This window comes from Pseudomonas guariconensis, from assembly GCF_040822035.1.
Lineage (GTDB): Bacteria > Pseudomonadota > Gammaproteobacteria > Pseudomonadales > Pseudomonadaceae > Aquipseudomonas > Aquipseudomonas guariconensis.
The window spans coordinates 3,833,087-3,856,348 of record NZ_CP162012.1; the positions used below are offsets into that span (position 1 = coordinate 3,833,087).

Consider the following 23,262-nt stretch of genomic DNA (forward strand, 5'->3'; position numbering starts at 1 on the left):
GATTACTCGTCAGCGCCCTTGTCGATCACTTTGCGACCACGGTATACGCCTTCTGGCGAAACGTGGTGGCGCAGGTGCACTTCACCGGTGCTCTTCTCTACGGACAGCGCGTTTTCCGACAGGGCGTCGTGGGAACGGCGCATGTCACGGGCAGAGCGGGATTTTTTGTTCTGCTGAACAGCCATAATTGATTAACTCCTAAACGTTTGGGTCACGCTTTAACTGCGCCAAAACACTGAACGGGTTGGACCGCGATACCTCGTCCTTGCTCGATTCGGGCTCATCTGCGCCCGCCGGCTGCTGGCATTCTTCCGGATGATGAGCAGGCACGATAGGCAAGGCGAGCAAGAGCTCTTCCTCGATCAACGCCTGCAGATCCAAAGGATCTTCGCCCAGTTCCAGCACGTCATAGCCTTTCGGCAACGACTGGGTATTCGCACCCTCCTTCACCACAGCGTACGTACATTCACTGTGAATCGGCAGGGTGACCAGCTCAAGACAACGCTGGCAAACCATCTTGACTTCGACATCGAGTTCGCTGTGAAACACCACAGCGCCTTGCTCGTCTCGCTCAAAATCGAACTTCGCCTGCACCGTACCGACATCGTCGGACAGCGGGTCGCAGAGTCTTTCCAAATCAGCGAGTTGCAGCGAACCTTGGATGGTTACGCCACGATCGGCCAATTTGCGCGGGTCAACGTGAGGTGGAATCGGGTCATTCAACATAGGCGCAGCATTCTAGGGATGCCCCCCGCCCCTGTCAAAGGAAATTCGGCGGCATCTCACATGTTAGAATTTGGTTCATCTGCCCAGGAGTCTACCATGCTTCCCCTGTTACTGGCTTCCAGCTCCCCCTACCGGCGCGAACTGCTTGAGCGCCTGCACCTGCCCTTCAGCTGGGCAAGCCCCGATATAGACGAGCGGCGCCTGGATGACGAGCCGGCCACCACTTTGGTTCGTCGCCTGGCCCGCCAGAAAGCCGAGGCGCTTGCGGCCAGCCACCCCGACCATCTGATCATCGGCTCCGACCAGGTAGCGGTGCTCGGCGAGCAGATCCTGGGCAAGCCACATACCTTCGAACGCGCCTGCGAACAACTGCTGGCCGCCAGCGGCCAGCAGGTCACCTTTCTCACCGGCCTGGCGCTACTCAACAGCACCACAGGCCAATGCCAGGTGGATTGCGTGCCCTTTACCGTAAATTTGCGCGAACTGGATCGCGAAAGCGTGGAACGCTATGTGGCAGCGGAACAGCCCCTGGATTGCGCAGGCAGCTTCAAGGCCGAAGGCCTGGGGGTAAGCTTGTTCCAGAGCACCCACGGCTGCGATGCAACCAGCCTGATCGGGCTACCGCTGATCCGACTGGTCGACATGCTTTTGAAAGAAGGCGTGCAGATTCCCTGAAGGTCTGAACGAAGTAACCCAGCCCCTGGGGGCATCGCCTCACATGCGCGAGCGATGCCCAATGACTGGAGTGGGCTTGATGTCAGCGCAGCGATGGCCCTTGGAAACCCATCCACATAGCCAGGCGCTCAGCCACGCTGGCACCCAAGCGCTTGGAGAAGCGATCGAACGGCGACTCCTGGACAGTGAAGTCCACCAACTCCTTCTCGCCCACGATCTCACGCGCCACGTAGCTGGCACTGCCCAACCCATCCACCAGCCCCAGTTCCTTGGCCTGCTCGCCCGACCAGACCAGGCCACTGAACAGCTCTGGATGCTCCTTGTCCTTCAGGCGATCGCCGCGCCCCTGCTTGACCATGGCGATGAACTGACGATGCGTGGTATCGAGCACGCCCTGCCAGAACGCGGTCTCTTCTGGCTTTTGCGGCGAGAACGGATCCAGGAACGCCTTGTGCTCGCCTGCGGTGTAGGTCCGCCGCTCCACACCCAGTTTTTCCATGGTGCCGACAAAGCCATAACCTGCAGCGGTCACACCGATGGAGCCCACCAGACTCGCCTTGTCGGCATAAATTTCATCAGCCGCACTGGCAATGTAATAAGCCCCCGACGCGCCCAGGTCGGCAATCACCGCATAAAGCTTGATCGCAGGGTATTCAGCACGCAGTCGGCGGATTTCGTCGTAAACGTAACCCGACTGCACAGGACTGCCGCCAGGACTATTGATGCGCATGATCACAGCCTTGGTCTTGGCATCTTTGAAGGCGTCTCGCAGACTCTTGATGATATTGTCGGCACTGGCTGGCTCCTCGTCGGCAATCATGCCACGCACCTCTACCAGCGCTGTATGGTTGGCACTGCGCGACGCAGCCTTGTCCACATCCATCATGGGCGTGAACAGCACCAACAGCCCGAACAGGTAAACGAAGGTCAGCAGCTTGAAGAAAATGCCCCAGCGCCGCGCCCGACGCTGCTCTTGGACACCTGCAAGCAGGGTTTTTTCCAGCAACTTCCAGCTCTTGCGCTCCTCACGTCCTTCCGACTCTTCGGGCTCGGGCGCCCGCCACTCATCAGCCATGCTTACCTACCTTGGAATTGACCGTGCGCGAACAAGCGAGCCACTCGCGCAACTGTGAAAAATGATCGATGCACACCTGTGGACCGAATTCGCTCAAGGCCTGCAACGACATAGCACCATATCCCACCGCAACCGAATGCATCCCGGCGTTGCTGGCCATTTGCAAGTCGAATGCAGAGTCTCCGACCATCAGCGCCTGATGGGGTTCGACCTGGCAGTGAGCCAGGATCTGCTCGAGCATCAGCGGATGTGGCTTGCCGCGCGTCTCGTCGGCGGCACGGGTAATGTCGAAGTAACGTTCCCAGCCATTGGCCTTGAGCACCCGATCCAGACCACGACGCGCCTTGCCGGTGGCTACCGCCAGACGGTAGCCGTCGGCACGAAAAGCCTCCAACGACTCGGCCACGCCATCGAACAACGGCGAAGGCTGTTGATCCAGGGCCATGTAGATATCGGCGTAGTGCTGCCGGAAAACCTCGACCTGAACGGCATCCAGGTGAGGATATAGCGTGGAGATCGCCTCCCCCAGCGCCAGACCGATGATGCCCTTGATCGCAGCATCGCTGCTGGAGGCTTCGCCGGCACGCTCAGCCGCGGCATTCATGGCCTCGACGATACGCCCAATGGAATCGGCCAGGGTGCCGTCCCAATCGAAGATCAACAACTCATAGGGTTTATTCATGAACGATCAAGTCGCACTCAAGCGTTCCACAGTCTTGGACCAGACCTCATCCACCGGAGCCTCGAGCTTGAGCTCACCGCCATCGGGCAGCGGCACGGTCAGGGCATAGGCATGCAGGAACAGACGCTTGCCACCCAGATCGCGAATCTCCTTGGAGAAGTCTTCGTCACCATACTTGCTGTCCCCGGCGATGCTATGCCCGGCATGCAAGGTATGGACACGAATCTGGTGGGTACGCCCCGTCACCGGACGCGCCTCGACCATGGTCGCGAAGTCGCCGAAGCGACGCAGGACGCGGAACAGCGTCAGCGCTTCCTTGCCCTCCTCATCGACTTCGACCATGCGCTCGCCGGAGCGCAGGTTGCTCTTTTGCAGCGGCGCGCTGACCTGCTTCTTGGACGTTGGCCAGTGGCCACGCACCAACGCCATGTACCGCTTGTCGACACCGTCGCCACGCAACGCGGCATGCAGATGGCGCAGCATGCTGCGCTTCTTGGCGATCATGAGCAGCCCGGAGGTGTCACGATCGAGGCGATGCACCAGCTCCAGCTCCTTGGCATCCGGACGCAGCTGACGCAGTGCCTCGATCACGCCGAAGCTCAGACCACTGCCGCCATGCACGGCAATGCCGGCTGGCTTGTTGAGCACGATCAGCGCCTTGTCTTCATAGACAATAGCCGCCTCCAGACGCTGCAAAAGGCCTTGGGCCACCGGCGCCGGCTCGTCGCGCTCAGGCAGACGGACAGGCGGCACTCGTACGATGTCGCCAGCCTGCAGTTTGTACTCAGGCTTGATCCGCCCTTTGTTGACCCGCACCTCGCCTTTACGCAGGATGCGGTAAACCAAGGTCTTGGGCACGCCTTTGAGGGCCGTGATGAGGAAATTGTCGATGCGTTGGCCGGCAAGCTCCGGCGCGACTTCGATCAGCTGAACGCCGGAAGTCGGAGGGGTATTGGTCGTCATGGAGGAATCATAACAATTTTTTATGGAATTGAAGCACTTAATCATTGCTGCTATAGTCGCGAACGCCGCCAAAAGCGGCAGGCCAGCGGCAGCAGGCTCCAGGCCCGCCCCTGACCATCGCAATTCTCGAGGACGCGAGGCCGTCCGACGGGGTTTTCGCCAGTTTACCGAAATGCCTGGAATCGCCACCAGCGCCGTGTAGAGAAGACCGAAAAAAAACGACAAGTGCGGTGTTTCACCTGCTTACCCGCTTCTTTTCGCCGTACCTCTGCCCGCCCCTTGGCGCTTGCACGCATCGCCCGGCGAATGCTTCGGAAATACCTGCCTTGGACATAAATGGCGCCAGTTCCCGAATCGGAACTGACGAAAAATGCAACCCGTTGCGGATTCAGCGCGCGGCAGCACCCGAACTATCAGGGATACGTGCAGGGTGGAGATGCACAGACCTCGGACCGTGTAGCACGGCATCCGGCCACCAGCCCCAGGCTGGCCTGGCAAGCGGACCCGGGCTTCGCAGACACCCCCGAAAGTGTCCACGGCCCACGGCTGATTCCTCCTCCTGACTGAGTGCAAGTGGCCTGTACGGTTGTTCGAGGATTCACCTTCGAGTGCCAGGGTTTGCCAGGCAAGGCGCCACGCCCCGTCGTAGCCAAGCTACGCCGAGCAATGGCAATGCAGCGAGGCAAGCCCAGGCACCGAGATGAAGTACTCGGTTCGACCACACCGGCCGCCAGGCACCGCAAAACAGGACGCGTCGTCGCGACCACGGCAGGCTGGGCAACCGGCTGGTGCCGAATGTCGTTGGACACGGGGGTGGCCCGCCACCCTTTGCGCACCTTGGCACCGACCATGAGAAGTCGTGTGTGCCGAACGCCGTTTCCGGCAGCCCGGAAACCGACGGTACAACATGAAAAGAATGCTGATTAACGCAACTCAACCCGAAGAGTTGCGTGTAGCCCTGGTGGATGGCCAACGTCTCTACGACCTGGATATCGAATCCGGGGCGCGCGAGCAGAAGAAGGCCAACATCTACAAAGGCCGGATCACCCGGATCGAACCCAGCCTCGAAGCCGCTTTCGTCGATTTCGGCTCCGAACGTCACGGCTTCCTGCCGCTCAAGGAAATCTCCCGCGAATACTTCAAGAAGGCGCCAGAAGGCCGCGTCAACATTAAAGAAGTGTTGAGCGAAGGCCAGGAAGTCATCGTCCAGGTCGAGAAGGAAGAGCGCGGCAACAAAGGCGCCGCCCTCACCACTTTCATCAGCTTGGCCGGTCGCTACCTGGTGCTGATGCCCAACAACCCACGTGCCGGCGGCATCTCCCGTCGCATCGAAGGCGAAGAGCGCAATGAGCTGCGCGAAGCCCTCAACGGCCTGACCGTCCCAGGCGACATGGGCCTGATCGTGCGCACTGCCGGCCTTGGCCGCAGCAGCGAAGAAATGCAGTGGGACCTCGACTACCTCCTGCAACTGTGGACCGCCATCAAGGAGGCCTCCCAAGATCGCGCCGCACCTTTCCTGATCTACCAGGAAAGCAATGTCATCATCCGCGCCATCCGCGACTACCTGCGCCAGGACATCGGCGAAGTGCTGATCGACAGCATTGACGCCCAGGAAGAAGCCCTGACCTTCATCCGCCAAGTCATGCCGCAGTACGCCAGCAAGGTCAAGCTGTACGAAGACAGCGTCCCGCTGTTCAATCGCTTCCAGATCGAAAGCCAGATCGAGACCGCCTTCCAGCGTGTGGTCGACCTGCCCTCCGGTGGCTCCATCGTCATCGACCCGACCGAGGCCCTGGTCTCCATCGACATCAACTCGGCGCGCGCCACCAAAGGCAGCGACATCGAAGAAACCGCCCTGCAGACCAACCTGGAAGCGGCCGAGGAAATCGCCCGCCAACTGCGTCTGCGTGACATCGGCGGCCTGATCGTCATCGACTTCATCGACATGACCCCGGCCAAGAACCAGCGCGCCGTTGAAGAGCGCGTGCGTGAATGCCTCGAGGCCGACCGCGCCCGCGTCCAGGTTGGCCGCATCTCGCGCTTCGGCCTGCTGGAAATGTCCCGTCAGCGCCTGCGTCCTTCCCTGGGCGAGAGCAGCGGCATCGTCTGCCCACGCTGCTCCGGCACCGGCATCATCCGTGACGTCGAGTCGCTGTCCCTGGCCATCCTGCGCCTGATCGAGGAAGAAGCCCTGAAAGATCGTACCGCCGAGGTACGCGCCCAGGTACCGATCCCGGTTGCAGCTTTCCTGCTCAACGAAAAACGCAACTCGATCACCAAGATCGAACTGCGCACCCGCGCCCGCATCATCATCCTGCCGAACGATCACCTGGAAACGCCGCACTTCGAAGTCCAGCGCCTGCGCGACGACAATCCGGACGTGCTGAACAACCAGTCCAGCTACGAGATCGCCGCCGCCGAAACCGAAGAAGCGCCGCAGCCGACTGCCACCCGTACCCTGGTTCGCCAGGAAGCCGCGGTCAAGACCGCCCCGGCCCGCGCCAACGCGCCGGTACCCAGCACACCCGAGCCGGCACCGGCCGCACCAGTCGCACCGGCACCAAGCGCTCCGGAGCCAAGCCTGTTCAAAGGCTTGGTCAAATCGCTGGTAAGCCTGTTCGCCGGTAAGGACGAACCTGTAGCCGCACCGGTCGCCAACACCGAGAAACCGGCTGCCGAGCGCCCACAGCGCAACGAAGAGCGCCGCAACGGTCGTCAGCAGAGCCGCAATCGCAACGGCCGTCGCGACGAAGACCGCAAACCACGCGAAGAACGCAGCGAGCGCGCCCCGCGCGAAGAGCGTCAGCCACGTGAAGAGCGTGCCCCGCGTGAAGAACGCGCCCCCCGTGAGGAGCGTGCTCCACGCGAAGAGCGCCAAGCACGTCAGCCGCGCGAAGACCGCCGCGGCAACCGTGAAGAGCGCGTGCGCGAACTGCGTGAACCTCTGGATGCCGCCCCTACCGCCCGTGAAGAGCGCCAGCCACGTGAAGAACGTGCCCCGCGCGAAGAACGTGTAGCCCGCGAGGAACGTGCGCCACGTGAAGAGCGCCAACCGCGCGAAGAACGTCAGCCTCGTGAAGAACGTCAGCCACGTGAAGAGCGTGCACCTCGTGAAGAGCGTGCCCCGCGCGAAGAACGCGCACCACGCGAAGAGCGCGCCGAACGCGAAGAGCGTCAACCACGCGCACCTCGTGAAGAGCGTCAGCCTCGCGCAGGTACCGAGGTCGCCGAGGCCACCGAGGAACAACTGCCAAACGAAGAGCTGCTGCAGGAAGAGCAACAGGACGGCGCCGATGGCGAACGCCCACGTCGTCGCTCCCGCGGCCAGCGTCGTCGCAGCAACCGTCGCGAGCGCCAACGCAATGCCAATGGCGAGCTGATCGAAGGTGGTGAAGACGAAGCCACCGGCGAAGAGCAACCAGCACAGCAACACCAGGCTACCGAGCTGGGTGCAGAGCTGGCCGCTGGCCTTGCCGTCACCGCTGCCGTTGCCTCCAGCAACATCAGTGCCGAAGCCGAAGCCCAGGCCAACCAGCAGGCCGAACAGGCTACCAACGTGGTTGCCCAAGCCCAGGAAGCTGCCCAGCCTGCCGAGCAGGTCGTCGAGCAGATCGACCAGGCTCAAGAGCTCGCCATCGCACCCGTGGTCGAACAACCGCTCAGCGAGCCGGTCGCGGTGACCGAGCCAAGCGCCGAGCCCGTGGTCGAAGTGGTCCCACAACCGGTCGTCGAAGCGCCAACTACCGAAGCGGTTACAGAAGCTGCTGTCGTGAAATCCGGCGAAGCTGAGCAAGCCCCTGCCTTTGAGCAGCAAGCCGCACCAGCACCGGTTGCCGAGCAGCCTGCCGAGGCTGCCGAGGCCAAGCCGGAAGTGGCCGAGCCCGCTCCGGTAGCTGTCCAGGCCAGCGTACAAGAGCAAGCCCCGGCTCCGGCCGAGCCTGCCACTGTGATGCTGCCAAACGGCCGCGCACCGAACGACCCACGTGAAGTGCGTCGCCGCAAGCGCGAAGCCGAAGCCGCTGCCAAGGCTGCCGCCGAGGCACAGGCTGCCGAAGCGCTGGCGACCACCGATGAGCAGAAACCTAATCACGGTTGATGCCATCGGTTGAATGAAAAAGCCCCGCCAGTGTGAACTGGCGGGGCTTTTTCATTTCGGGAACATTTACCGCGAGACTGACTTGAACGATGGTCTGTGTGGCAGCCCCCAAGGATCAGTACAGGTTCGGTTCCATCTCCAGCTCGACCCCGAAGCGCTCGTAGATATCGGCTTGTATCCTGCGCGCCAAGTCATGCACCTGTGCCCCGCTTGCCCGGCCATAGTTCACCAGGACCAGCGATTGCAGACGATGCACCCCGGCATCCCCGTCCCGGTACCCTTTCCACCCCGCCTGCTCGATTAGCCAGCCTGCAGCCAGCTTCACCTGCCCATCTGCCTGCGGATAAGCCACCACGCCCGGGAAGCGCTCGCGAATCTGCTCGGCCAGCGCCGCCGTTACCACAGGGTTCTTGAAGAAGCTGCCGGCGTTGCCAAGCTCGGCCGGGTCAGGCAGTTTTTCCCTGCGAATGCTGCAGATAGCTTCGCTGATGGCCATGGCGGTCGGCGCATGAACGCCCTGCTCCAGCAGACGCTGGCGAACCGGGCCGTAATCCAGATGCGCATGCAGGGTTCGACTCAGAGCAAAACGCACCCGCAGGATCAGCCACCGCCCAGGGTTGCGTTTGAACAAGCTGTCCCGATAAGCGAAGGCACATTCCTCCAGAGCAAAGTCCCGCAACTCGCCGGTTTCACGATCCAAGGCGGTTAGGCCGGCAAATACGTCCTTGATCTCTACGCCATAGGCACCGACGTTCTGCATGGGCGCGGCGCCAACGGTGCCCGGGATCAGGCTGAGGTTCTCCAGACCGCAAAAGCCCTGTGTCAGGCTCCACTGCACGAAGGGATGCCAAGGCTCGCCTGCCTCGGCCTCCACCACGACCCGATCACCATCGTCCTGCAACACCCGACGGCCTCGGCTGGCCATATGCAACACCAAGGCATCGATGTCACCAGTCAGCAGCAGGTTGCTGCCGCCACCGATCACCAGCACACGCACTTGCCGCTCGATGGCCTCAGCCAGGGCCTGACGGACCTGCGCATCGTCATGGGCCTGGGTGAAATAGCGTGCCTTCACGTCAATGCCAAAGGTGTTGTAGGGCTTGAGCGAGACCCGTTCCTGCCAGCTCGTCATAGCCGCCCCTTGATTTCAACGACCAGCGCCTGGCATGCAGCTTCGATCAGGTCCAAGACCTGCTCGAAACCTTCGGCGCCGCCATAGTACGGGTCCGGTACCTCATCCAAGGCTGCGCCATAGCGGCGCAGAAAGAGATCCAGTTCACCGGGCGCGGCGTGGGGACGCATGGCGTGCAGATGAGCCAGGTTGCTCTTGTCCATCGCCAGGATCAGGTCGTATTCGGCAAAATGCTCTGCCTTGACCTGCTGGGCACGCTGACGGGACAAGTCATAGCCACGCGCCAAGGCCGCGCGGCAGGTACGGCTGTCGGGCGCCTTGCCGACGTGCCAGTCACCGGTGCCGGCCGAGGCCACGTGCACCAGCTCGGCAAGTCCTGCGGCCTGCAATTGGTGGCGCAATACACCTTCGGCAGTCGGTGAACGACAGATATTGCCCAGGCAGACGAACAGAACGCGCATCAGGCCTCCAGCAAGCGCCGAACGCGCTCCAGGTCTTCAGGAGTATCCACGCCGACGGCCGGGGCCTCGATGGCGTCTGCTACGTGAATGCGCACGCCATGCCATAGGGCGCGCAGTTGCTCCAGCGCTTCGGTCTGCTCCAGCCAGCAAGGGCCCCAGCTGACGAAGTCCTGGAGAAAACCCACACGGTAGGCATACATACCGATATGACGGCGGTAAGGAACGCCTTCGGGGATGCTGTCGCGGCGCTTGGCGAACGCATCTCGCGCCCAAGGCAGCGGTGCACGGCTGAAGGTCAGGGCCAGACCATGCTTATCGCTGACCACCTTGACCGCATTGGGATTGAACACGGTTTCAGGCTCGGCGATCGGCTCGGCCAACGTCGCGATGCCCGCTTCCGGATGGGCTGCAAGGTTGGCGGCCACCTGATCGATGATCACCGGCGGAATCAAAGGCTCGTCGCCCTGCACATTGACCACGATGGCGTCAGCCGGCAGGCCCAGATGCGAGGCCACTTCGGCCAGTCGGTCAGTGCCGGACTCGTGGTCGGCACGGGTCAGCAGGACCTCGGCGCCAAATGCCTGGCAAGCCTCGACGATGCTGGCATCGTCGGTGGCGATGACCACGCGGCTGGCGCCGCTTTTGCGGGCCTGTTCCCAGACATGCTGGACCATCGGCTTGCCGGCAATCGCCAGCAGTGGCTTGCCCGGCAGGCGGGTCGAGCGCAGGCGGGCAGGAATCACCACGGTGAAATTCAAGCTCATTTGTCCAGGCGCTCGTCGTCGGTCAGGGTGCGCGCTTCACTTTCCAGCATCACCGGGATGCCGTCACGAATCGGATAAGCCAGGCCCGCGCCCTTGCTGATCAGCTCGGTTTTGTCGGCACTGAGCTTGAGCGGGCCCTTGGTGATCGGGCAGGCCAGGATATCGAGCAATTTGGTGTCCATGGAGGCTTCCTTGAGGCCAAAGGCCGGAAAAAAGAAAAAGGCTCAGGGCTGGAGACGTTCAGGCAGCAGACGCTGCAACTGCCCGTCGAACCAGTTGGCAAAGGCCTGGGATGGCACGGCGTCGACCGCCAGGTACCACCAGTCGTCGGCCGCAAAGGGCCGGCACTTCACTGCATCCTTCTCGGTCATCACCAGCGGCAGCGCCGGACTGAACGCCAGGTTCTCGACGCTGAACTGCGCATGATCGGCAAAGGGATGCGGTATCGGCTGCCAGTTTAGCCCTTGCAATGTATTGAAGAAACGCTGTGGATTGCCGATGCCAGCCACGGCGTGCAACGCCTGGCCAGCCGGAAAGTGATCGAGTGGGCGACGCTCGCCGCTGCGCAGATTGACCAGTGCCGAGGGCCGCAGGCCGAAAGCGAAGCCGTCGTCCAGGTCCACCTTTGCGCCGTTGTACAGCACCGCATCGGCCTCGGCCAGACGCTCGACCGGCTCCCGCAACGGGCCCGCCGGCAGACAACGGCGATTGCCCAGGCCGCGGGCGGCGTCAATCAGCACCAGCTCCAAGTCACGCGCCAGGCGGTAGTGCTGCATGCCGTCATCGCACAGGATCAGGTCTAGCGGCTCGCTGGCCAGCAGCGCCTGCACGGCGCAGGAACGGTCGGGGTCGATCATCAGAGGCACGCCTGTACGTTGAACGATCAACAGCGGTTCGTCACCGGCGTGCTGCGCGCTCTGGTCTGCCCGGACACGCCAAGGCAGGCTGGGCGGCGCTGCGCCATAACCCCGACTGACCACCCCGACCTTGAGCCCAAGCAGACGACAGTGCTCGATCAACCAGAGAATCATCGGCGTCTTTCCGGTGCCGCCGACCGTGATGTTGCCCACTACGATCACCGGCACCGGCGCTCGGTAGCTGGCGCTGTCACCCCTGAGAAAACGTGCACGCTTGCGCGTCACCACCCGCCGGTACAGGGCCTCGAGCGGGCGCAACAGCGCAAGCGCCGGATGCCCGGCATACCAGGCCGCGAGCAGACGGTCAGCGAAAGCCATCAAGGAGTACCCTGCGCGGCCTCGACGGTGGTCATGCGCAACTTGCTGAAGCCGAGCTTGCCGGCCGCATCCATTGCGGTAACCACAGCCTGGTGCGGCGTCTTGCCGTCCGCGCTGATCGCCAGCGGCAGGGTGATGTCCCCGCCCGATTCGCGCTCGAGCGCCTCGGTCAAGGTCGCCAGATCGCTCTTGGGCAGCAAGTGGTTGTTGACCGAATACACGCCGTCCGCACTGATGGTGATTTCCACAACCTTGCCCTCCTCTGCCGGTGCCTGGGTGGCACTGGCGGCTTCGGGCAGCTCGACGCGCAACTGGGTCTCGCGGGTAAAGGTGGTGGTGACCACGAAGAACAGGAGCAGAACGAACACCACGTCGATCAACGACGCCAGGTTGATGTCCACGTTCTCCCGTTGCCGGTTGCGCCGGAACTTCACGCCTTGCCTCCGGCCACTTCCACTTCGCGATCGCCTTGCAGCACCTCGACCAGCTTGATTGCCTCCTGCTCCATGCCGACGACCAGCTCATCGATGCGTCGCTGCAGGAACCGGTGGAAGAAGACCGCCGGGATCCCCACCATCAGGCCGGCGGCCGTGGTGACCAGGGCCTTGGAAATACCACCCGCGAGAACGGCCGGGTTGGCAGTCATCTGCGAGCCCATGAAGGCGCTGAAGATATCGATCATGCCCAGCACCGTACCCAGAAGGCCGAGCAAGGGGGCCATCGCGGCGATGGTGCCCAATGTACCGATATAGCGCTCCAACTCATGGATGACCCGGGAGGCGGCCTCCTCGATGCACTCTTTCATGATCTCGCGACCATGGCGGGAGTTGGCCAGGCCCGCAGCGAGGATTTCGCCCAACGGCGAATCGGCGCGCAGGGCCTTGAGCTTGTCACTGGTCAGTTGCTTGTCCTTGATCCACATCCACACCTGGCCCAGCAGGTGCGGTGGGGTCACGCGACTGGCGCGCAGGGTCCACAGGCGCTCGGCGACGATAGCCATGGCGGCGATGGAACTCAGAATGATCGGCAGCATCATCCAACCACCGGACTTGACCAATTCCCACACAGTAAGCATCCCCTTGAAAAAGGCCGCCACTCTACCATAGGACCGTGGGGGGCTCATCTGCCGAAGGTCAGGGAGTCGGCCGTTCACATTGTGACCTGCGCATGGGCCATTCATTGCCCCTGTCGCCAGAACCGCCGCTGCGCCCGCAGTCCCTCGACCTCTCCATGGGTGCCCAGGCGTAGGCGCAAAGCGCCTTCGATCGCGGTGTCATGAACGCTCAACCCGTACCGCCGGTAACGCTCCACGACCTGCGGATGCGGATGACCGAAGCTGTTGTAACGCCCCCGGGAAATCATCACGCCCCTTGGCGACGTAGCGCGGATGAACGGCTCGGTGGACGAGCTGCGACTGCCATGGTGCGGCGCCTGCAACCAGTCGATGCGCGGCGCATCGGTCGCTGCCAGCCAAGCCCGCTCGGCACCAGCCTCCATATCGCCGGCCAGTAACAACCGCTCGCCCTGGGCCTGTACCAGCAGCGCACAGGAACGCTCGTTACCGGCCGGCCCCCCTGCCCACTGCCAAAGCATGAAGTCCACCCCATCCCAGTGCCAGCGCTCGCCACTGACGCACCGGCGTGCCCGCAAAGCCTCCGGTAATTGTTCAGGCTCCCCCGCAAGCACCCTACCCAGCGGCAGACCGCGGCCGATGGCCGCTGCGCCGCCGGCATGATCGGCGTGGCCATGACTGATCAGCATCAGATCCAGGTGCTTGACGCCAAGCTTGCGCAAGGTCGGCAACACCACCCGGTCCCCCAGGTCCATGTCACCCTTGGCGGGGCCGGCATCGTAAAGCAGGCTGTGCGTGCGGGTTCGCAGCAGCACGGCCAGGCCCTGCCCCACATCCAGTTGCAGGACTTCAACCTGCCCCTGCGGCACTGGCTCCCGTGGAGCCCACAGAGCCATCAGCATCACGCCCCCCAGTCCACGCAGCGGCACACCCCGGGGCAGCAACAGCAACGCCGCCCCCAATCCGACCAGCAGTCCCGCCCACGGCGTCAATGCCTGGGGCTCCCAGGCCGGACGCCATTGCCCCAACAGCGCCAACTGCTGAAACAATATTTCCAGCAACCCGCCTGCCCACCACAGCAACAGCTCACCGGGCTGGCCCAGCGGCAACAGCGCACTGCCCAGCAGCGCCAACGGCAACACGGCAAAACTGATCCAGGGTACCGCCAACAGATTGGCCAGCGGCGCTGTCAGGCTGATCGGCAAACCCAGCGCCAGCAAGGCCGGCAACAAGCCCACCGCGACCACCCATTGCGCCCTGCTCCAGGCTTGCCACGGCCGCCAGCCGCCGAGGCGCCCGGCAAAGCAGAACACCAGAACGGCGACTGCGGCGAACGATAGCCAAAACCCGGGCAACAGGCTCGCCAACGGTTCGATCAGCAGCACGCCACACAGGGCAGCCAGCAACGGCAGGAGCGCCCCCAGATGACTGAAGTGCAGACGCCAGAGCAGGACCATCGCCAGCATCAGGCAAGCTCGCTGCACCGGCACACCGAACCCTGCGAGCCCGCCGTACCCCAACGCTGAAACCAGACTCAGCGCGCACGCCCAAGGCAACCATGGCAGACGCTGGGGCCACAGGCCCAGGCGCGCCAGCCACGCCACCAAGCCATAGACCAGCCCGGCCACCAAGCCGATGTGCTGGCCGGAAATCACCATCAAGTGCACCGTACCGGTGGCCTGCAACGCCTGCCATTCCGAGCGCGCAAGCCCCGAGCCATCCCCCAGGACCAGCGCCGCCAGGGCACCTTCGCGCCCCTGGGCATCGACTGCCAGCAAGCGTTGGCGCACCGCGTCGCGCCAGTTGTTCGTGGCGGGTGCCAGTAACTGCCCAGCCTTGACGGTGCCCACGGCGCCGATCCGCCGCGCGAGAAAAAGCGCCTCCCAGTCGGGACCATGGGGGTTGAGCAGGCCATGGGGTCGCTTGAGCGTGACAGCCAGGCGCCAGTACTCGCCGGCGCTCAGTTGTGGCCCCTCGAACCAGTTCAACTGAAGCCGACGCGGCAAGGCGGTGCGACGCGAGGTAGGCTCCGCAAGCTCGAAGCGCACGGATTGCCCTCGTAGTGCGGGCAATCCCACCACCCGCCCCTCCAGCCACACGGTTCGCCCATCCAACGCGGATTCCAGACGATCATCCAAGGCGTTTTGCGCCGACCAACAGGCCCAGCTCATTCCGAGGAGAAAGCAACCTACAGCCCTGGCTCTGCCAGGAAGACAAACCACGCCGAGCAACAGCATCGTCAGCATCGCGCCGACCGATGGCAATGCAGGCAGAAAACGCAGGCTCAACAGCCCGAGTGCGAGCGCGAACATCCCTGTGCGCATGAGATAGAGCTCCAGAAGCGAAACAGCCCTCTGAGGCTTAGCTGATAAAGTCGGCCGACCTTGCTCAATAATTGTCACAAACTCTGAACAAGGTCGTCAGGCAAAAAAGGCATACTGCCCTCATTCACCTGCCGGGAGCGTACATGCCGCGCCGTCTCTTCAAACGCTACATGCCGGATCCAACCAGCATCCGCGAACACAAGTCCTTACGCTTTTTCGGCAGATTGCTGCACGATCCCAACCTCTGGCACCTGAACCGCCATTCGGTGGCGCGGGCCATGGGCGTCGGCCTGTTTGCGGCACTGATTCCCATGCCCATGCAGATGTTGCTGGCCGCCAGCCTGGCAATCCCACTGCGGGGCAACCTGCCAATCGCGGTCAGCCTGGTCTGGCTGACCAATCCACTGACCATGCCGCCGGTGTTCTTCGTCACCTACATGACCGGCGCCTGGCTGATGCAGGTGCCGCCCCGCACGCTGCCGGACGAAATCACCGTCCAGTGGGTCACCGATCAACTGTCGACGATTTGGCAGCCCTTCCTGCTGGGCTCGGTGGTGTGTGGGCTGGTGCTGGGCCTGTTCGCCTACTTCGCCACCATGCTGTACTGGCGCTGGTGGGTAGGCCGGCAATGGCGCCGGCGCAAGGCCCAGGGGGCAGCCAGGCACGCCTCAGGCACGCATGCCACGGCCGCTAACCAGCAGACGAACGCACAGCAGGTAAAGCACTGCAGTGGCCACCAACATGAAGGTGATCGCAGTGCCGATACGGATATCCGACACCCCTAGGATGCCGTAGCGGAACGAGTTGACCATGTGCAGTACCGGGTTCGCCAACGACACGGTCTGCCAGAATGGCGGCAGCAAGCTGATCGAATAGAACACCCCGCCGAGGTAGGTCAACGGCGTCAGCACGAACGTCGGAATGATCGAGATATCGTCGAAATTGCGCGCGAACACGGCGTTGACGAAGCCCAGCAGCGAGAAGATGGTCGCGGTCAGCAGCACCACCGCGACAGTGACACCCAGGTGATGCACCTGCAGATGGGTGAAGAACATCGACAGGATGGTCACGATCACCCCGACAGCCAGGCCACGCAACACGCCTCCGAGCACATAGCCGACGAGAATGGTGTGCGGCGATACCGGCGAGACCATCAGCTCTTCGATCGAGCGCTGGAACTTGCTGCCAAAGAAGCTCGAAACCACGTTGCCGTAGGAGTTGGTGATCACCGACATCATGATCAACCCCGGCACGATGTATTCCATGTACGTGAAGCCGCCCATGTCGCCGATCTGTCGACCGATGAGATTTCCGAAGATCACGAAATACAACACCATGGTGATCGCCGGCGGCAACAGGGTTTGCGGCCAGATGCGCAAAAAGCGCCGGACTTCACGGTAGACGATGGTGTTGAGGGCGACCCAGTTGGTGCGCAGGTCCAGACTCATACGGCCACCTTCGACAGGTTTTTTTCTACCAGTGACACGAACAGCTCCTCGAGTCGGTTGGTCTTGTTGCGCAGGCTCTGCACTTCGATCTGCTGCAATGCCAGTTGGCCAAACAGCGCGGTGATGCCCATCGCTTTGTCCACCTGCACTTCCAGGGTGTGCGGCGTGATCAGCCGGCACGGGTAGCCCTGAAGCACCGGCGCCTGGGCAAGATCCTGCTTGAGGTCGAGAACGAAGGTTTCCACGTGCAGCTTGCTCAGCAGCTTGCGCATGCTGGTGTTCTCGACGATGGTGCCATGGTCGATGATGCCGATGTTGCGGCACAGCTGCTCAGCTTCTTCCAGGTAATGGGTGGTCAGGATGATGGTGATGCCTTTCTGGTTCAGCTCGGTGAGAAAGCTCCACATCGAACGGCGCAGCTCGATGTCCACACCCGCGGTCGGCTCATCGAGAATCAGCAAGCGCGGTTCGTGAATCAGCGCCCGGGCGATCATCAAGCGGCGCTTCATGCCGCCGGAGAGCGAGCGCGACTGCACATCCCGCTTATCCCACAGGCCCAGTTGGGTCAGGTACTGTTCGGCGCGCTCCTTGGCCAGCTTGGGCGGGATGCCGTAGTAGCCCGCCTGGGTGACCACGATATCGAAGGTTTTCTCGAACTGGTTGAAGTTGAACTCCTGCGGCACCACGCCCAGGCAACGCTTGAGCGCGGCAGGGTCGCGATCCAGGTCATGGCCGAACACATTCACCGTGCCGCTGGTCTTGTTGACCAGGGTGGAGAGGATGCCGATGGTGGTGGACTTGCCGGCGCCGTTGGGGCCAAGCAAAGCGAAGAAGTCACCCTCGGCGACATCCAGGTCGATGCCCTTGAGGGCCTGGAAGCCGTTGCCGTAGGTCTTGGTCAGCTGTCGTATGGACAGGGCGGAACTCATAGCGGGTCAGGTACCGAGAAAAGGGTTCAGGACACGCCAGGGCTGATCACTGGCGCAGTGAGTGCGGCCAATGGTGCAAGCCCTGGCCGCGCAAGTACAGTCATGTGTATCGATAATGACTATCGAAATGACCACGGTGTTCAGGTCAATGCCGTCATTACCGCTGCTTGGTAGGCCGGGCGTTGGCGCAGGCGCTCATACCAGGCCCTCAGATGGTGCATCTGCGGGCGCTCGATCGGCATTTCGAACCAGGCGTAGATAAAACAGCCCAGGGGGATATCGCCCATGCCAATCTGCTGGCCGGACAGGTAAGGCTGGTCCGCCAGGGCCTGGTCGGCGATCGACAGCAACTGCGCGCATTGCTTGTGGGCAGCATTGATGGCCACCCAGTCGCGCTGGTCCTCCGGCGTGCGCAGCAGGCCCCAGAACAACGGCCGGAATGGCGTAGCGAAGGACGAGGTGGTCCAATCCATCCATTTGTCCGCCAAGGCGCGCTGGCGCGGATCGTCCAGATACCAGCCTTGGTCGCGGCCATATTGGGCGCACAGGTAGCGAACGATGGCGTTGGACTCCCAGAGCACCAAGTCGTCATCTTCGAGCATCGGCACCAAGCCATTAGGGTTGCGCGCCCGATAATGCGGCTCGTCCACCACACCGAAGGCGCCGCCAGCGTCGATCGATTCGAAGTCCAGGCCCAGTTCATGGGCAATCCACAGTGCCTTGCGCACATTGCTCGAGTTCTTGCGGCCCCAGATCTTCAGCATGACAGCGTCCTTTGGTATGCAGAGGCCCGATAGTCTACTCCAATCCGCCGGCCTGGTTGGTGAAACACCGGACTGCGCTGAACGCTCGCCGCCATACCCTGTCACTGTTCAGGTCAGGCCGTCCCGCCAGGCAGGTCTAAGCTCTGTGGGATAGCTCGTACCCAATGTTCCATGGAGGAAGGATTATGTTGCTGCTGTGGTTGGTGGTGTTGGTGATCGGTGCGGCGTACCTCACGCATCGGCGCCTGGCCCCCCTGAAGATCCTGGGGGCCGTCGCGGTATATGTGTTACTGATGGGCATCTGGGGGCACGCCCCTGCCTGGCTGCTGGCATTGATATGGCTGGTGTTGGCCTTCAAGGCCGCATTTCTGGTATTGCCGCAATGGCGGCGCAAGTTGTTCACGACCCCTGTGTTCCAATGGTTCCGGCGCACGCTGCCGCCGATGTCACGAACCGAACGCGAGGCCATCGACGCCGGCACGGTCTGGTGGGATGGCCAACTGTTCAGCGGCCGCCCCGACTGGGATGTCCTGCTCGACTATCCGGCAGCCACGCTGACCGACGAAGAACAGGCCTTCATCGACGGCCCCACCGAGGCCCTCTGCGCCATGGTCAGCGACTGGCAGATCAGTCAGGACCTGGACCTGCCAGCAGAAGCGTGGACGCATATCAAGGCCCATGGCTTCTTCGCTCTGATAATCCCCAAAGCATACGGCGGCAAAGGTTTCTCGGCCTATGCCCACTCTCAAATCGTGATGAAACTGGCTACCCGTAGCGCCGACCTGGCCTCGACGGTGATGGTGCCCAACTCCCTGGGCCCGGCCGAGCTGCTGTTGCACTACGGCACTGAGGAACAACGCAATCATTATCTGCCTCGCCTGGCTCGCGGCGAGGAAATCCCCTGCTTCGCCCTCACCGGCCCACTGGCCGGCTCGGACGCGAGCGCCATGCCAGACACCGGCGTGATCTGCAAAGGCCAATGGCAAGGTGAAGAAGTGATCGGCCTGCGCTTGAACTGGGAGAAGCGCTATATCACCCTTGGTCCGATCGCGACACTGCTGGGCCTGGCCTTCAAGGCCTATGACCCGGAGCACCTGCTGGGCGACACGCAGGATCTGGGCATCAGCCTGGCGCTGGTGCCCACCGATACACCGGGTGTCGAAATCGGCAGGCGCCACTTCCCGCTGGGCGCGGCCTTCATGAATGGCCCCAACAGCGGCAAAGATGTCTTCATACCGCTGGATTACCTGATCGGCGGCAAGGACATGCTCGGCAAAGGCTGGATGATGCTGATGAACTGCCTGTCCGTGGGCCGTTCCATTTCCCTGCCCGCGGGAGGCACAGGTGCAGCCAAGTACAGCAGCCTGGTGACCGGTCAGTACGCACGCATTCGCGAACAGTTCAATGTTCCCTTGGCCGCCTTCGAAGGCATCCAAGCCTCCCTGGCCCGCATTGGCGGCAACGCGTGGCTGGCCGACAGCGCCCGGATACTGACCGCCCAGGCCGTCGACCTCGGCGAAAAACCCTCGGTGCTGTCGGCGATTCTCAAGTACCACCTTACCGAGCGAGGTCGCGAATGCATCCAGCACGCCATGGATGTACATGGTGGCAAAGGCATCATCCTGGGCCCGAACAATTACCTGGCACGCAACTGGATGGGCGCACCGATCTCCATCACCGTCGAAGGGGCCAACATTCTTTCACGCAATTTGATGATCTTCGGTCAGGGCGCGATCCGCTGCCATCCGTTCGTGCTCGAGGAAATGGCCCTTGCCGGGCGCGAGGACCACGAGCAGGCGCTCGCCGAGTTCGATGACTTGTTGATGAAACATATCCTCTTCGCCGCCGGCAATGCCGCCAGCACCCTGGTACTGGGGCTCGGCCTGGGTCGCTTCGAGCAGGTACCAGGTGATGCCCTCAGCCAAGGCTATTTCCGCGCACTGAACCGACAAGCTGCGGCATTTGCACTGCTGGCGGACCTGTCGATGATGATGCTCGGCGGTGCACTCAAACGCCGGGAACGCCTCAGTGCGCGCCTCGGCGATGTATTGAGCTATCTGTACCTGGCTTCGGCGTCTCTCAAGCGCTACCACGACTTGGGCTCACCGGAGCACCTGCAACCATTGCTGCGCTGGGCCCTGGAGGAAAGCCTGGGCCAGTCGGAGGCCGCACTGGATCGCCTGCTCGACAATTTCCCTAACCGCTTCGTCGGTTGCGCCTTGCGTGTGCTGGTCTTCCCTCTGGGACGTCGCCACACCGGGCCAAGCGATGAATTGGATGCCGAGGTGGCGGAGTTGATTGGGCGGCGCAAGGGAGACCCTGCGCTTGAAGAGCTGCTGAGCGGCTGCTTCCGTCCGCAGGCAGAAGCCGACCCGGTGGCAGCCTTGCAACGGGCCAGCGACCTATTGGTAGAGTGCGCCCCTCTGCACAAGGCGCTGCACGAGGCGATCAGGCACGGCAAGGTCCATCCCGCACCCGGGCAGTCAGCGATAGACGCTGCCGTCGAGGCTGGCGTACTGCAAGCTGCCGAGGGGCAGCGCTTGCATGAGGCGCAGGCAGCTCGGCGACGGGTGATCGATGTGGACGCATTCGACAAGGAGGCGCTGCGCCCGATCAAAGACGCGATACGCTGACTCCTGGCGATCGGGTTGTGCTGACACGCTCAGCACAGCCCGCGCAACCGGCGTATACTCCGCCCCCGTTTCAGCCATACCGAGGACCCTTTCCATGGCCAACCCGCACCTGGAGTATCACCTGCAACTGCTTCAGCACCTGCGCACCATTCTGGTCGCCCTGGGTGAAGCCGAGCAGGTGCCGGAAGAGAGCCACGCCCTGTTCCTCGAACGCTTCGATGAACTGCTCACCCTGCTGCCGCAGGATCCACTGGAAAGCCAGTACCTGGGCCAAGACCTGATTTGTCAGGTAATCCAGCGCTACCCTCAGATTGCCCACCTGGTACCACGGGACCTGCTTTGGTTCTTCGGCGGCGACTGCCTGCACTTCATGCCCGATGAAGAACTGGCCGTGTACCAGCAACTCGAAGACCTGCGCTACGAAGCCGAACAGAACGGTGAAGCCTTCGACTGGAACCAGCAAAAGCAACTGCTGAGCCTGCCTGAACAGACACCGAAGCATTGATGCCCCAGCAGGGCAAGCACAGGCTTGCCCTGCCCCCAAAAAAACGGGAGCGCGGGTGCCGACGCCAGAAACGGCAAAAAAAAACGCCCTCTCGTCTGAGAGGGCGTTTTCGATTTGGAGCGGGAAACGAGACTCGAACTCGCGACCCCGACCTTGGCAAGGTCGTGCTCTACCAACTGAGCTATTCCCGCAAATATGAAGCAAACCGCTATTTGGCATGAAGCGCCGTACTGGCCTTCATCGCCACTGCATCGCCATGGACGATACAGCTTTGAATTGGAGCGGGAAACGAGACTCGAACTCGCGACCCCGACCTTGGCAAGGTCGTGCTCTACCAACTGAGCTATTCCCGCAAATGGCGTCCCCTAGGGGACTCGAACCCCTGTTACCGCCGTGAAAGGGCGGTGTCCTAGGCCACTAGACGAAGGGGACATACCCAACGCTTTTCAGCGCACCAGCTCAATGCCTTTCGACAGCGACTGGATTTTCAAGCTCTGCCAGAGGCAGAACTCAGGAAAACTGGAGCGGGAAACGAGACTCGAACTCGCGACCCCGACCTTGGCAAGGTCGTGCTCTACCAACTGAGCTATTCCCGCATTGGCGTCCCCTAGGGGACTCGAACCCCTGTTACCGCCGTGAAAGGGCGGTGTCCTAGGCCACTAGACGAAGGGGACACACACTACAACTTTTCACTCCCTGCCGCGCTTTGCTGTGAGCTTTACGCTGCAAGTGGCGCGCATTCTATGGATGCCTTGAGGGGGCGTCAACCCCTTTCTGGAAATTTATTTAAATCAATGACTTCCGGCTTTAGAAAGACAACAGGCATGATGCGCCCAACGGCTGGCGTTGATTTTTTGACAGCAGGTCGGCAAGCTCGTGGCAAAGTGCTAGCAGAGCAATTCGCAATCCTGTCGGATAGCCCTACCCGGCCATAGGCGAACTCTCCTACACTCAAGTCGGAAATTATCTATTTGACGAGGCGTTAACGGTGACACCACTTCTGATCACCTTGCTCATCGTGGCAGGTATCGCGCTACTGATCGTGATCGGCTACCTCAATAATGTCGTGGAAAACGCCAAGCTTGAGCGCGCTCGCCTGAAAATAGAACTGGCAGAACGCCTGCGTCGCTGCGGCGAAATCAGCGAAACCTTCCCCCGGCAACTCATGACGCCAGCCCTCAAGGTGCTGCTGACCCGCCTGGAGCTCAACCTTTATCAACGTCAATTGGCACTGGACAAGCACAACGCCGAGATCAAGGGACGTATCAGCGAGCTGGAAAGCCTCGTTGCCCAAGGCGACGGCATTGCGATCAACAACCCGCCCAGCCCGATCCAGACCGAGGCCAAAGCCAAGGAAGTGCGTTTTCTCTTGGAGTCGTTGCACAACCAGATCGTACGCGCCACTCAGGAAGGTTTCCTGCAAACCAATGAAGGCAAGTATTGGGTCAAGGAGATTCGCCACCTGTTGGTCCTGCTGCACATCGAGTTCTTCAACAACCTGGGCCAGCAAGCCCTGCAGCAGAACCAACCCGGCCAGGCGCGGCTGGCTTTCGACCGGGGTGTGCAATACCTGCGCAAACAGCAGGACCCCAAGCAATACGACGAACAGCGCATCTACCTGGAAAAGCTCCTGGCCCGTGCCGACGCACTGGTGAAGGACAAGATGGAACCTGCGGAAAACGACGAAAATGCGCTGACCCAAGGTCTGAAGACCGACGAAAGCGAAAACTGGAAAAAGAAAGCGCTCTACGACTGAGGGCTGATCCTCGCGACCACTT

At 62.1% G+C, this 23,262-nt stretch carries 22 protein-coding genes and 5 tRNA genes; 6 read left to right on the forward strand and 21 right to left on the reverse strand.

From position 1 onward, the window contains the following. Positions 1-2 precede the first annotated feature (2 nt). Both rpmF and AB1N67_RS17720 read right to left on the reverse strand, forming a co-directional pair. Positions 3-185 (reverse strand): 50S ribosomal protein L32, encoded by a 183-nt coding sequence (gene rpmF, locus AB1N67_RS17715; RefSeq protein WP_008096416.1) that lies wholly within the window; start codon positions 183-185, stop codon positions 3-5. Between the two features lie 13 nt (positions 186-198). After that, on the reverse strand, positions 199-726 hold the full coding sequence (locus tag AB1N67_RS17720; protein ID WP_043214407.1) for a YceD family protein: 528 nt from the start codon (positions 724-726) through the stop codon (positions 199-201). A gap of 96 nt (positions 727-822) precedes the next feature. Here AB1N67_RS17720 and AB1N67_RS17725 point away from each other — a divergent pair, with 96 nt between their 5' ends. After that, positions 823-1,401 (forward strand): nucleoside triphosphate pyrophosphatase, encoded by a 579-nt coding sequence (locus tag AB1N67_RS17725; protein WP_070573263.1) that lies wholly within the window; start codon positions 823-825, stop codon positions 1,399-1,401. 82 nt (positions 1,402-1,483) lie between these two features. Here the strand turns inward: AB1N67_RS17725 and AB1N67_RS17730 are convergent, their stop codons facing one another. Genes AB1N67_RS17730 through rluC form a run of 3 tightly spaced genes read right to left on the reverse strand, consistent with a single transcriptional unit; the run spans position 1,484 to position 4,121 of the window. Continuing rightward, positions 1,484-2,476, reverse strand: coding sequence for a S49 family peptidase (locus AB1N67_RS17730; RefSeq protein ID WP_090343782.1), 993 nt, complete (start codon positions 2,474-2,476; stop codon positions 1,484-1,486). Beyond that, complete coding sequence (locus AB1N67_RS17735; protein WP_043214401.1) at positions 2,469-3,158, reverse strand: HAD family hydrolase; 690 nt, start codon at positions 3,156-3,158, stop codon at positions 2,469-2,471. The genes AB1N67_RS17730 and AB1N67_RS17735 overlap by 8 nt, the downstream gene beginning before the upstream one ends. A 6-nt stretch (positions 3,159-3,164) precedes the next feature. After that, a complete protein-coding gene (rluC, locus tag AB1N67_RS17740) occupies positions 3,165-4,121 on the reverse strand; it encodes a 23S rRNA pseudouridine(955/2504/2580) synthase RluC (protein ID WP_043214399.1) in 957 nt (318 codons plus the stop codon). Positions 4,122-5,028: 907 nt separating this feature from the next. On the opposite strand from rluC, the gene rne reads away from it, so the two are divergent. Then, on the forward strand, positions 5,029-8,217 hold the full coding sequence (rne, locus tag AB1N67_RS17745) for a ribonuclease E (RefSeq protein ID WP_367863324.1): 3,189 nt from the start codon (positions 5,029-5,031) through the stop codon (positions 8,215-8,217). Between the two features lie 115 nt (positions 8,218-8,332). On the opposite strand, the gene murB is transcribed toward rne, so the two are convergent. The 8 genes from murB to AB1N67_RS17785 all read right to left on the reverse strand — a co-directional run bounded on the left by murB (position 8,333) and on the right by AB1N67_RS17785 (position 15,205). Further along, entirely contained in the window at positions 8,333-9,349 is a 1,017-nt protein-coding gene (gene murB, locus AB1N67_RS17750; protein ID WP_043214395.1) for a UDP-N-acetylmuramate dehydrogenase, read from the reverse strand. After that, positions 9,346-9,810 (reverse strand): low molecular weight protein-tyrosine-phosphatase, encoded by a 465-nt coding sequence (locus AB1N67_RS17755; RefSeq protein WP_043214393.1) that lies wholly within the window; start codon positions 9,808-9,810, stop codon positions 9,346-9,348. The genes murB and AB1N67_RS17755 overlap by 4 nt, the downstream gene beginning before the upstream one ends. Beyond that, positions 9,810-10,574, reverse strand: coding sequence for a 3-deoxy-manno-octulosonate cytidylyltransferase (gene kdsB, locus AB1N67_RS17760; RefSeq protein WP_070573253.1), 765 nt, complete (start codon positions 10,572-10,574; stop codon positions 9,810-9,812). The genes AB1N67_RS17755 and kdsB overlap by 1 nt, the downstream gene beginning before the upstream one ends. Beyond that, positions 10,571-10,756, reverse strand: coding sequence for a Trm112 family protein (locus AB1N67_RS17765; protein ID WP_003247142.1), 186 nt, complete (start codon positions 10,754-10,756; stop codon positions 10,571-10,573). Before AB1N67_RS17765 ends, kdsB begins: the two co-directional genes overlap by 4 nt. 42 nt (positions 10,757-10,798) lie before the next feature. Beyond that, positions 10,799-11,809 (reverse strand): tetraacyldisaccharide 4'-kinase, encoded by a 1,011-nt coding sequence (gene lpxK / locus AB1N67_RS17770; RefSeq protein WP_090343775.1) that lies wholly within the window; start codon positions 11,807-11,809, stop codon positions 10,799-10,801. After that, positions 11,809-12,243: a biopolymer transporter ExbD gene (locus AB1N67_RS17775; protein ID WP_043214387.1), complete on the reverse strand. Its 435-nt coding sequence runs from the start codon at positions 12,241-12,243 to the stop codon at positions 11,809-11,811. The genes lpxK and AB1N67_RS17775 overlap by 1 nt, the downstream gene beginning before the upstream one ends. Then, on the reverse strand, positions 12,240-12,875 hold the full coding sequence (locus AB1N67_RS17780) for a MotA/TolQ/ExbB proton channel family protein (RefSeq protein ID WP_043214385.1): 636 nt from the start codon (positions 12,873-12,875) through the stop codon (positions 12,240-12,242). The genes AB1N67_RS17775 and AB1N67_RS17780 overlap by 4 nt, the downstream gene beginning before the upstream one ends. Before the next feature lie 110 nt (positions 12,876-12,985). Continuing rightward, positions 12,986-15,205, reverse strand: a complete 2,220-nt coding sequence (locus AB1N67_RS17785) for a DNA internalization-related competence protein ComEC/Rec2 (RefSeq protein ID WP_289717676.1) — start codon at positions 15,203-15,205, stop codon at positions 12,986-12,988. 143 nt (positions 15,206-15,348) lie between these two features. Between AB1N67_RS17785 and AB1N67_RS17790 the strand changes: the two genes are divergently transcribed. Next, the gene (locus AB1N67_RS17790; RefSeq protein WP_139205743.1) at positions 15,349-15,990 is read left to right on the forward strand and encodes a DUF2062 domain-containing protein; all 642 of its coding nucleotides are present in this window, start codon (positions 15,349-15,351) and stop codon (positions 15,988-15,990) included. Here the strand turns inward: AB1N67_RS17790 and AB1N67_RS17795 are convergent. The 3 genes from AB1N67_RS17795 to AB1N67_RS17805 form a co-directional block, all read right to left on the reverse strand. Beyond that, positions 15,874-16,653 (reverse strand): ABC transporter permease, encoded by a 780-nt coding sequence (locus tag AB1N67_RS17795; RefSeq protein ID WP_043214381.1) that lies wholly within the window; start codon positions 16,651-16,653, stop codon positions 15,874-15,876. The two genes, AB1N67_RS17790 and AB1N67_RS17795, sit on opposite strands and share 117 nt — an antisense overlap. Further along, the gene (locus tag AB1N67_RS17800; RefSeq protein ID WP_070573244.1) at positions 16,650-17,582 is read right to left on the reverse strand and encodes an ABC transporter ATP-binding protein; all 933 of its coding nucleotides are present in this window, start codon (positions 17,580-17,582) and stop codon (positions 16,650-16,652) included. Before AB1N67_RS17800 ends, AB1N67_RS17795 begins: the two co-directional genes overlap by 4 nt. A 140-nt stretch (positions 17,583-17,722) precedes the next feature. Continuing rightward, complete coding sequence (locus AB1N67_RS17805; RefSeq protein ID WP_043214375.1) at positions 17,723-18,346, reverse strand: glutathione S-transferase; 624 nt, start codon at positions 18,344-18,346, stop codon at positions 17,723-17,725. 185 nt (positions 18,347-18,531) lie between these two features. Here AB1N67_RS17805 and AB1N67_RS17810 point away from each other — a divergent pair, with 185 nt between their 5' ends. Both AB1N67_RS17810 and AB1N67_RS17815 read left to right on the forward strand, forming a co-directional pair. Then, a complete protein-coding gene (locus AB1N67_RS17810; RefSeq protein WP_367863325.1) occupies positions 18,532-20,979 on the forward strand; it encodes an acyl-CoA dehydrogenase in 2,448 nt (815 codons plus the stop codon). Between the two features lie 94 nt (positions 20,980-21,073). Then, entirely contained in the window at positions 21,074-21,484 is a 411-nt protein-coding gene (locus tag AB1N67_RS17815; protein ID WP_043209867.1) for a PA2817 family protein, read from the forward strand. 115 nt (positions 21,485-21,599) lie between these two features. On the opposite strand, the gene AB1N67_RS17820 is transcribed toward AB1N67_RS17815, so the two are convergent. The 5 genes from AB1N67_RS17820 to AB1N67_RS17840 form a co-directional block, all read right to left on the reverse strand. After that, a tRNA-Gly gene (locus tag AB1N67_RS17820) sits at positions 21,600-21,675 on the reverse strand. A gap of 86 nt (positions 21,676-21,761) precedes the next feature. Further along, positions 21,762-21,837: transfer RNA gene (locus AB1N67_RS17825), tRNA-Gly, on the reverse strand. A 3-nt stretch (positions 21,838-21,840) separates the two neighbouring features. Then, positions 21,841-21,916 (reverse strand) — tRNA-Glu (locus tag AB1N67_RS17830). 88 nt (positions 21,917-22,004) lie between these two features. Next, positions 22,005-22,080: transfer RNA gene (locus AB1N67_RS17835), tRNA-Gly, on the reverse strand. A gap of 2 nt (positions 22,081-22,082) precedes the next feature. Further along, positions 22,083-22,158, reverse strand: a tRNA-Glu gene (locus tag AB1N67_RS17840). A gap of 314 nt (positions 22,159-22,472) precedes the next feature. Here AB1N67_RS17840 and AB1N67_RS17845 point away from each other — a divergent pair. Beyond that, positions 22,473-23,240, forward strand: coding sequence for a hypothetical protein (locus AB1N67_RS17845; RefSeq protein ID WP_090343769.1), 768 nt, complete (start codon positions 22,473-22,475; stop codon positions 23,238-23,240). The last annotated feature ends 22 nt before the right edge of the window (positions 23,241-23,262 follow it).

Excerpts from the sequence above, each read along its gene's own strand:
- AB1N67_RS17765 (WP_003247142.1), bottom strand. The coding sequence starts at position 10,756 with ATGGACACCAAATTGCTCGATATCCTGGCCTGCCCGATCACCAAGGGC.
- AB1N67_RS17725 (WP_070573263.1), top strand. The coding sequence starts at position 823 with ATGCTTCCCCTGTTACTGGCTTCCAGCTCCCCCTACCGGCGCGAACTG.
- AB1N67_RS17800 (WP_070573244.1), bottom strand. The coding sequence starts at position 17,582 with ATGAGTTCCGCCCTGTCCATACGACAGCTGACCAAGACCTACGGCAAC.
- AB1N67_RS17730 (WP_090343782.1), bottom strand. The coding sequence starts at position 2,476 with ATGGCTGATGAGTGGCGGGCGCCCGAGCCCGAAGAGTCGGAAGGACGT.
- AB1N67_RS17720 (WP_043214407.1), bottom strand. The coding sequence starts at position 726 with ATGTTGAATGACCCGATTCCACCTCACGTTGACCCGCGCAAATTGGCC.
- rluC (WP_043214399.1), bottom strand. The coding sequence starts at position 4,121 with ATGACGACCAATACCCCTCCGACTTCCGGCGTTCAGCTGATCGAAGTC.
- AB1N67_RS17790 (WP_139205743.1), top strand. The coding sequence starts at position 15,349 with ATGCCGCGCCGTCTCTTCAAACGCTACATGCCGGATCCAACCAGCATC.
- AB1N67_RS17795 (WP_043214381.1), bottom strand. The coding sequence starts at position 16,653 with ATGAGTCTGGACCTGCGCACCAACTGGGTCGCCCTCAACACCATCGTC.
- AB1N67_RS17810 (WP_367863325.1), top strand. The coding sequence starts at position 18,532 with ATGTTGCTGCTGTGGTTGGTGGTGTTGGTGATCGGTGCGGCGTACCTC.
- AB1N67_RS17815 (WP_043209867.1), top strand. The coding sequence starts at position 21,074 with ATGGCCAACCCGCACCTGGAGTATCACCTGCAACTGCTTCAGCACCTG.
- rne (WP_367863324.1), top strand. The coding sequence starts at position 5,029 with ATGAAAAGAATGCTGATTAACGCAACTCAACCCGAAGAGTTGCGTGTA.
- AB1N67_RS17755 (WP_043214393.1), bottom strand. The coding sequence starts at position 9,810 with ATGCGCGTTCTGTTCGTCTGCCTGGGCAATATCTGTCGTTCACCGACT.
- murB (WP_043214395.1), bottom strand. The coding sequence starts at position 9,349 with ATGACGAGCTGGCAGGAACGGGTCTCGCTCAAGCCCTACAACACCTTT.
- kdsB (WP_070573253.1), bottom strand. The coding sequence starts at position 10,574 with ATGAGCTTGAATTTCACCGTGGTGATTCCTGCCCGCCTGCGCTCGACC.
- AB1N67_RS17785 (WP_289717676.1), bottom strand. The coding sequence starts at position 15,205 with ATGCGCACAGGGATGTTCGCGCTCGCACTCGGGCTGTTGAGCCTGCGT.
- rpmF (WP_008096416.1), bottom strand. The coding sequence starts at position 185 with ATGGCTGTTCAGCAGAACAAAAAATCCCGCTCTGCCCGTGACATGCGC.
- AB1N67_RS17735 (WP_043214401.1), bottom strand. The coding sequence starts at position 3,158 with ATGAATAAACCCTATGAGTTGTTGATCTTCGATTGGGACGGCACCCTG.
- AB1N67_RS17805 (WP_043214375.1), bottom strand. The coding sequence starts at position 18,346 with ATGCTGAAGATCTGGGGCCGCAAGAACTCGAGCAATGTGCGCAAGGCA.
- lpxK (WP_090343775.1), bottom strand. The coding sequence starts at position 11,809 with ATGGCTTTCGCTGACCGTCTGCTCGCGGCCTGGTATGCCGGGCATCCG.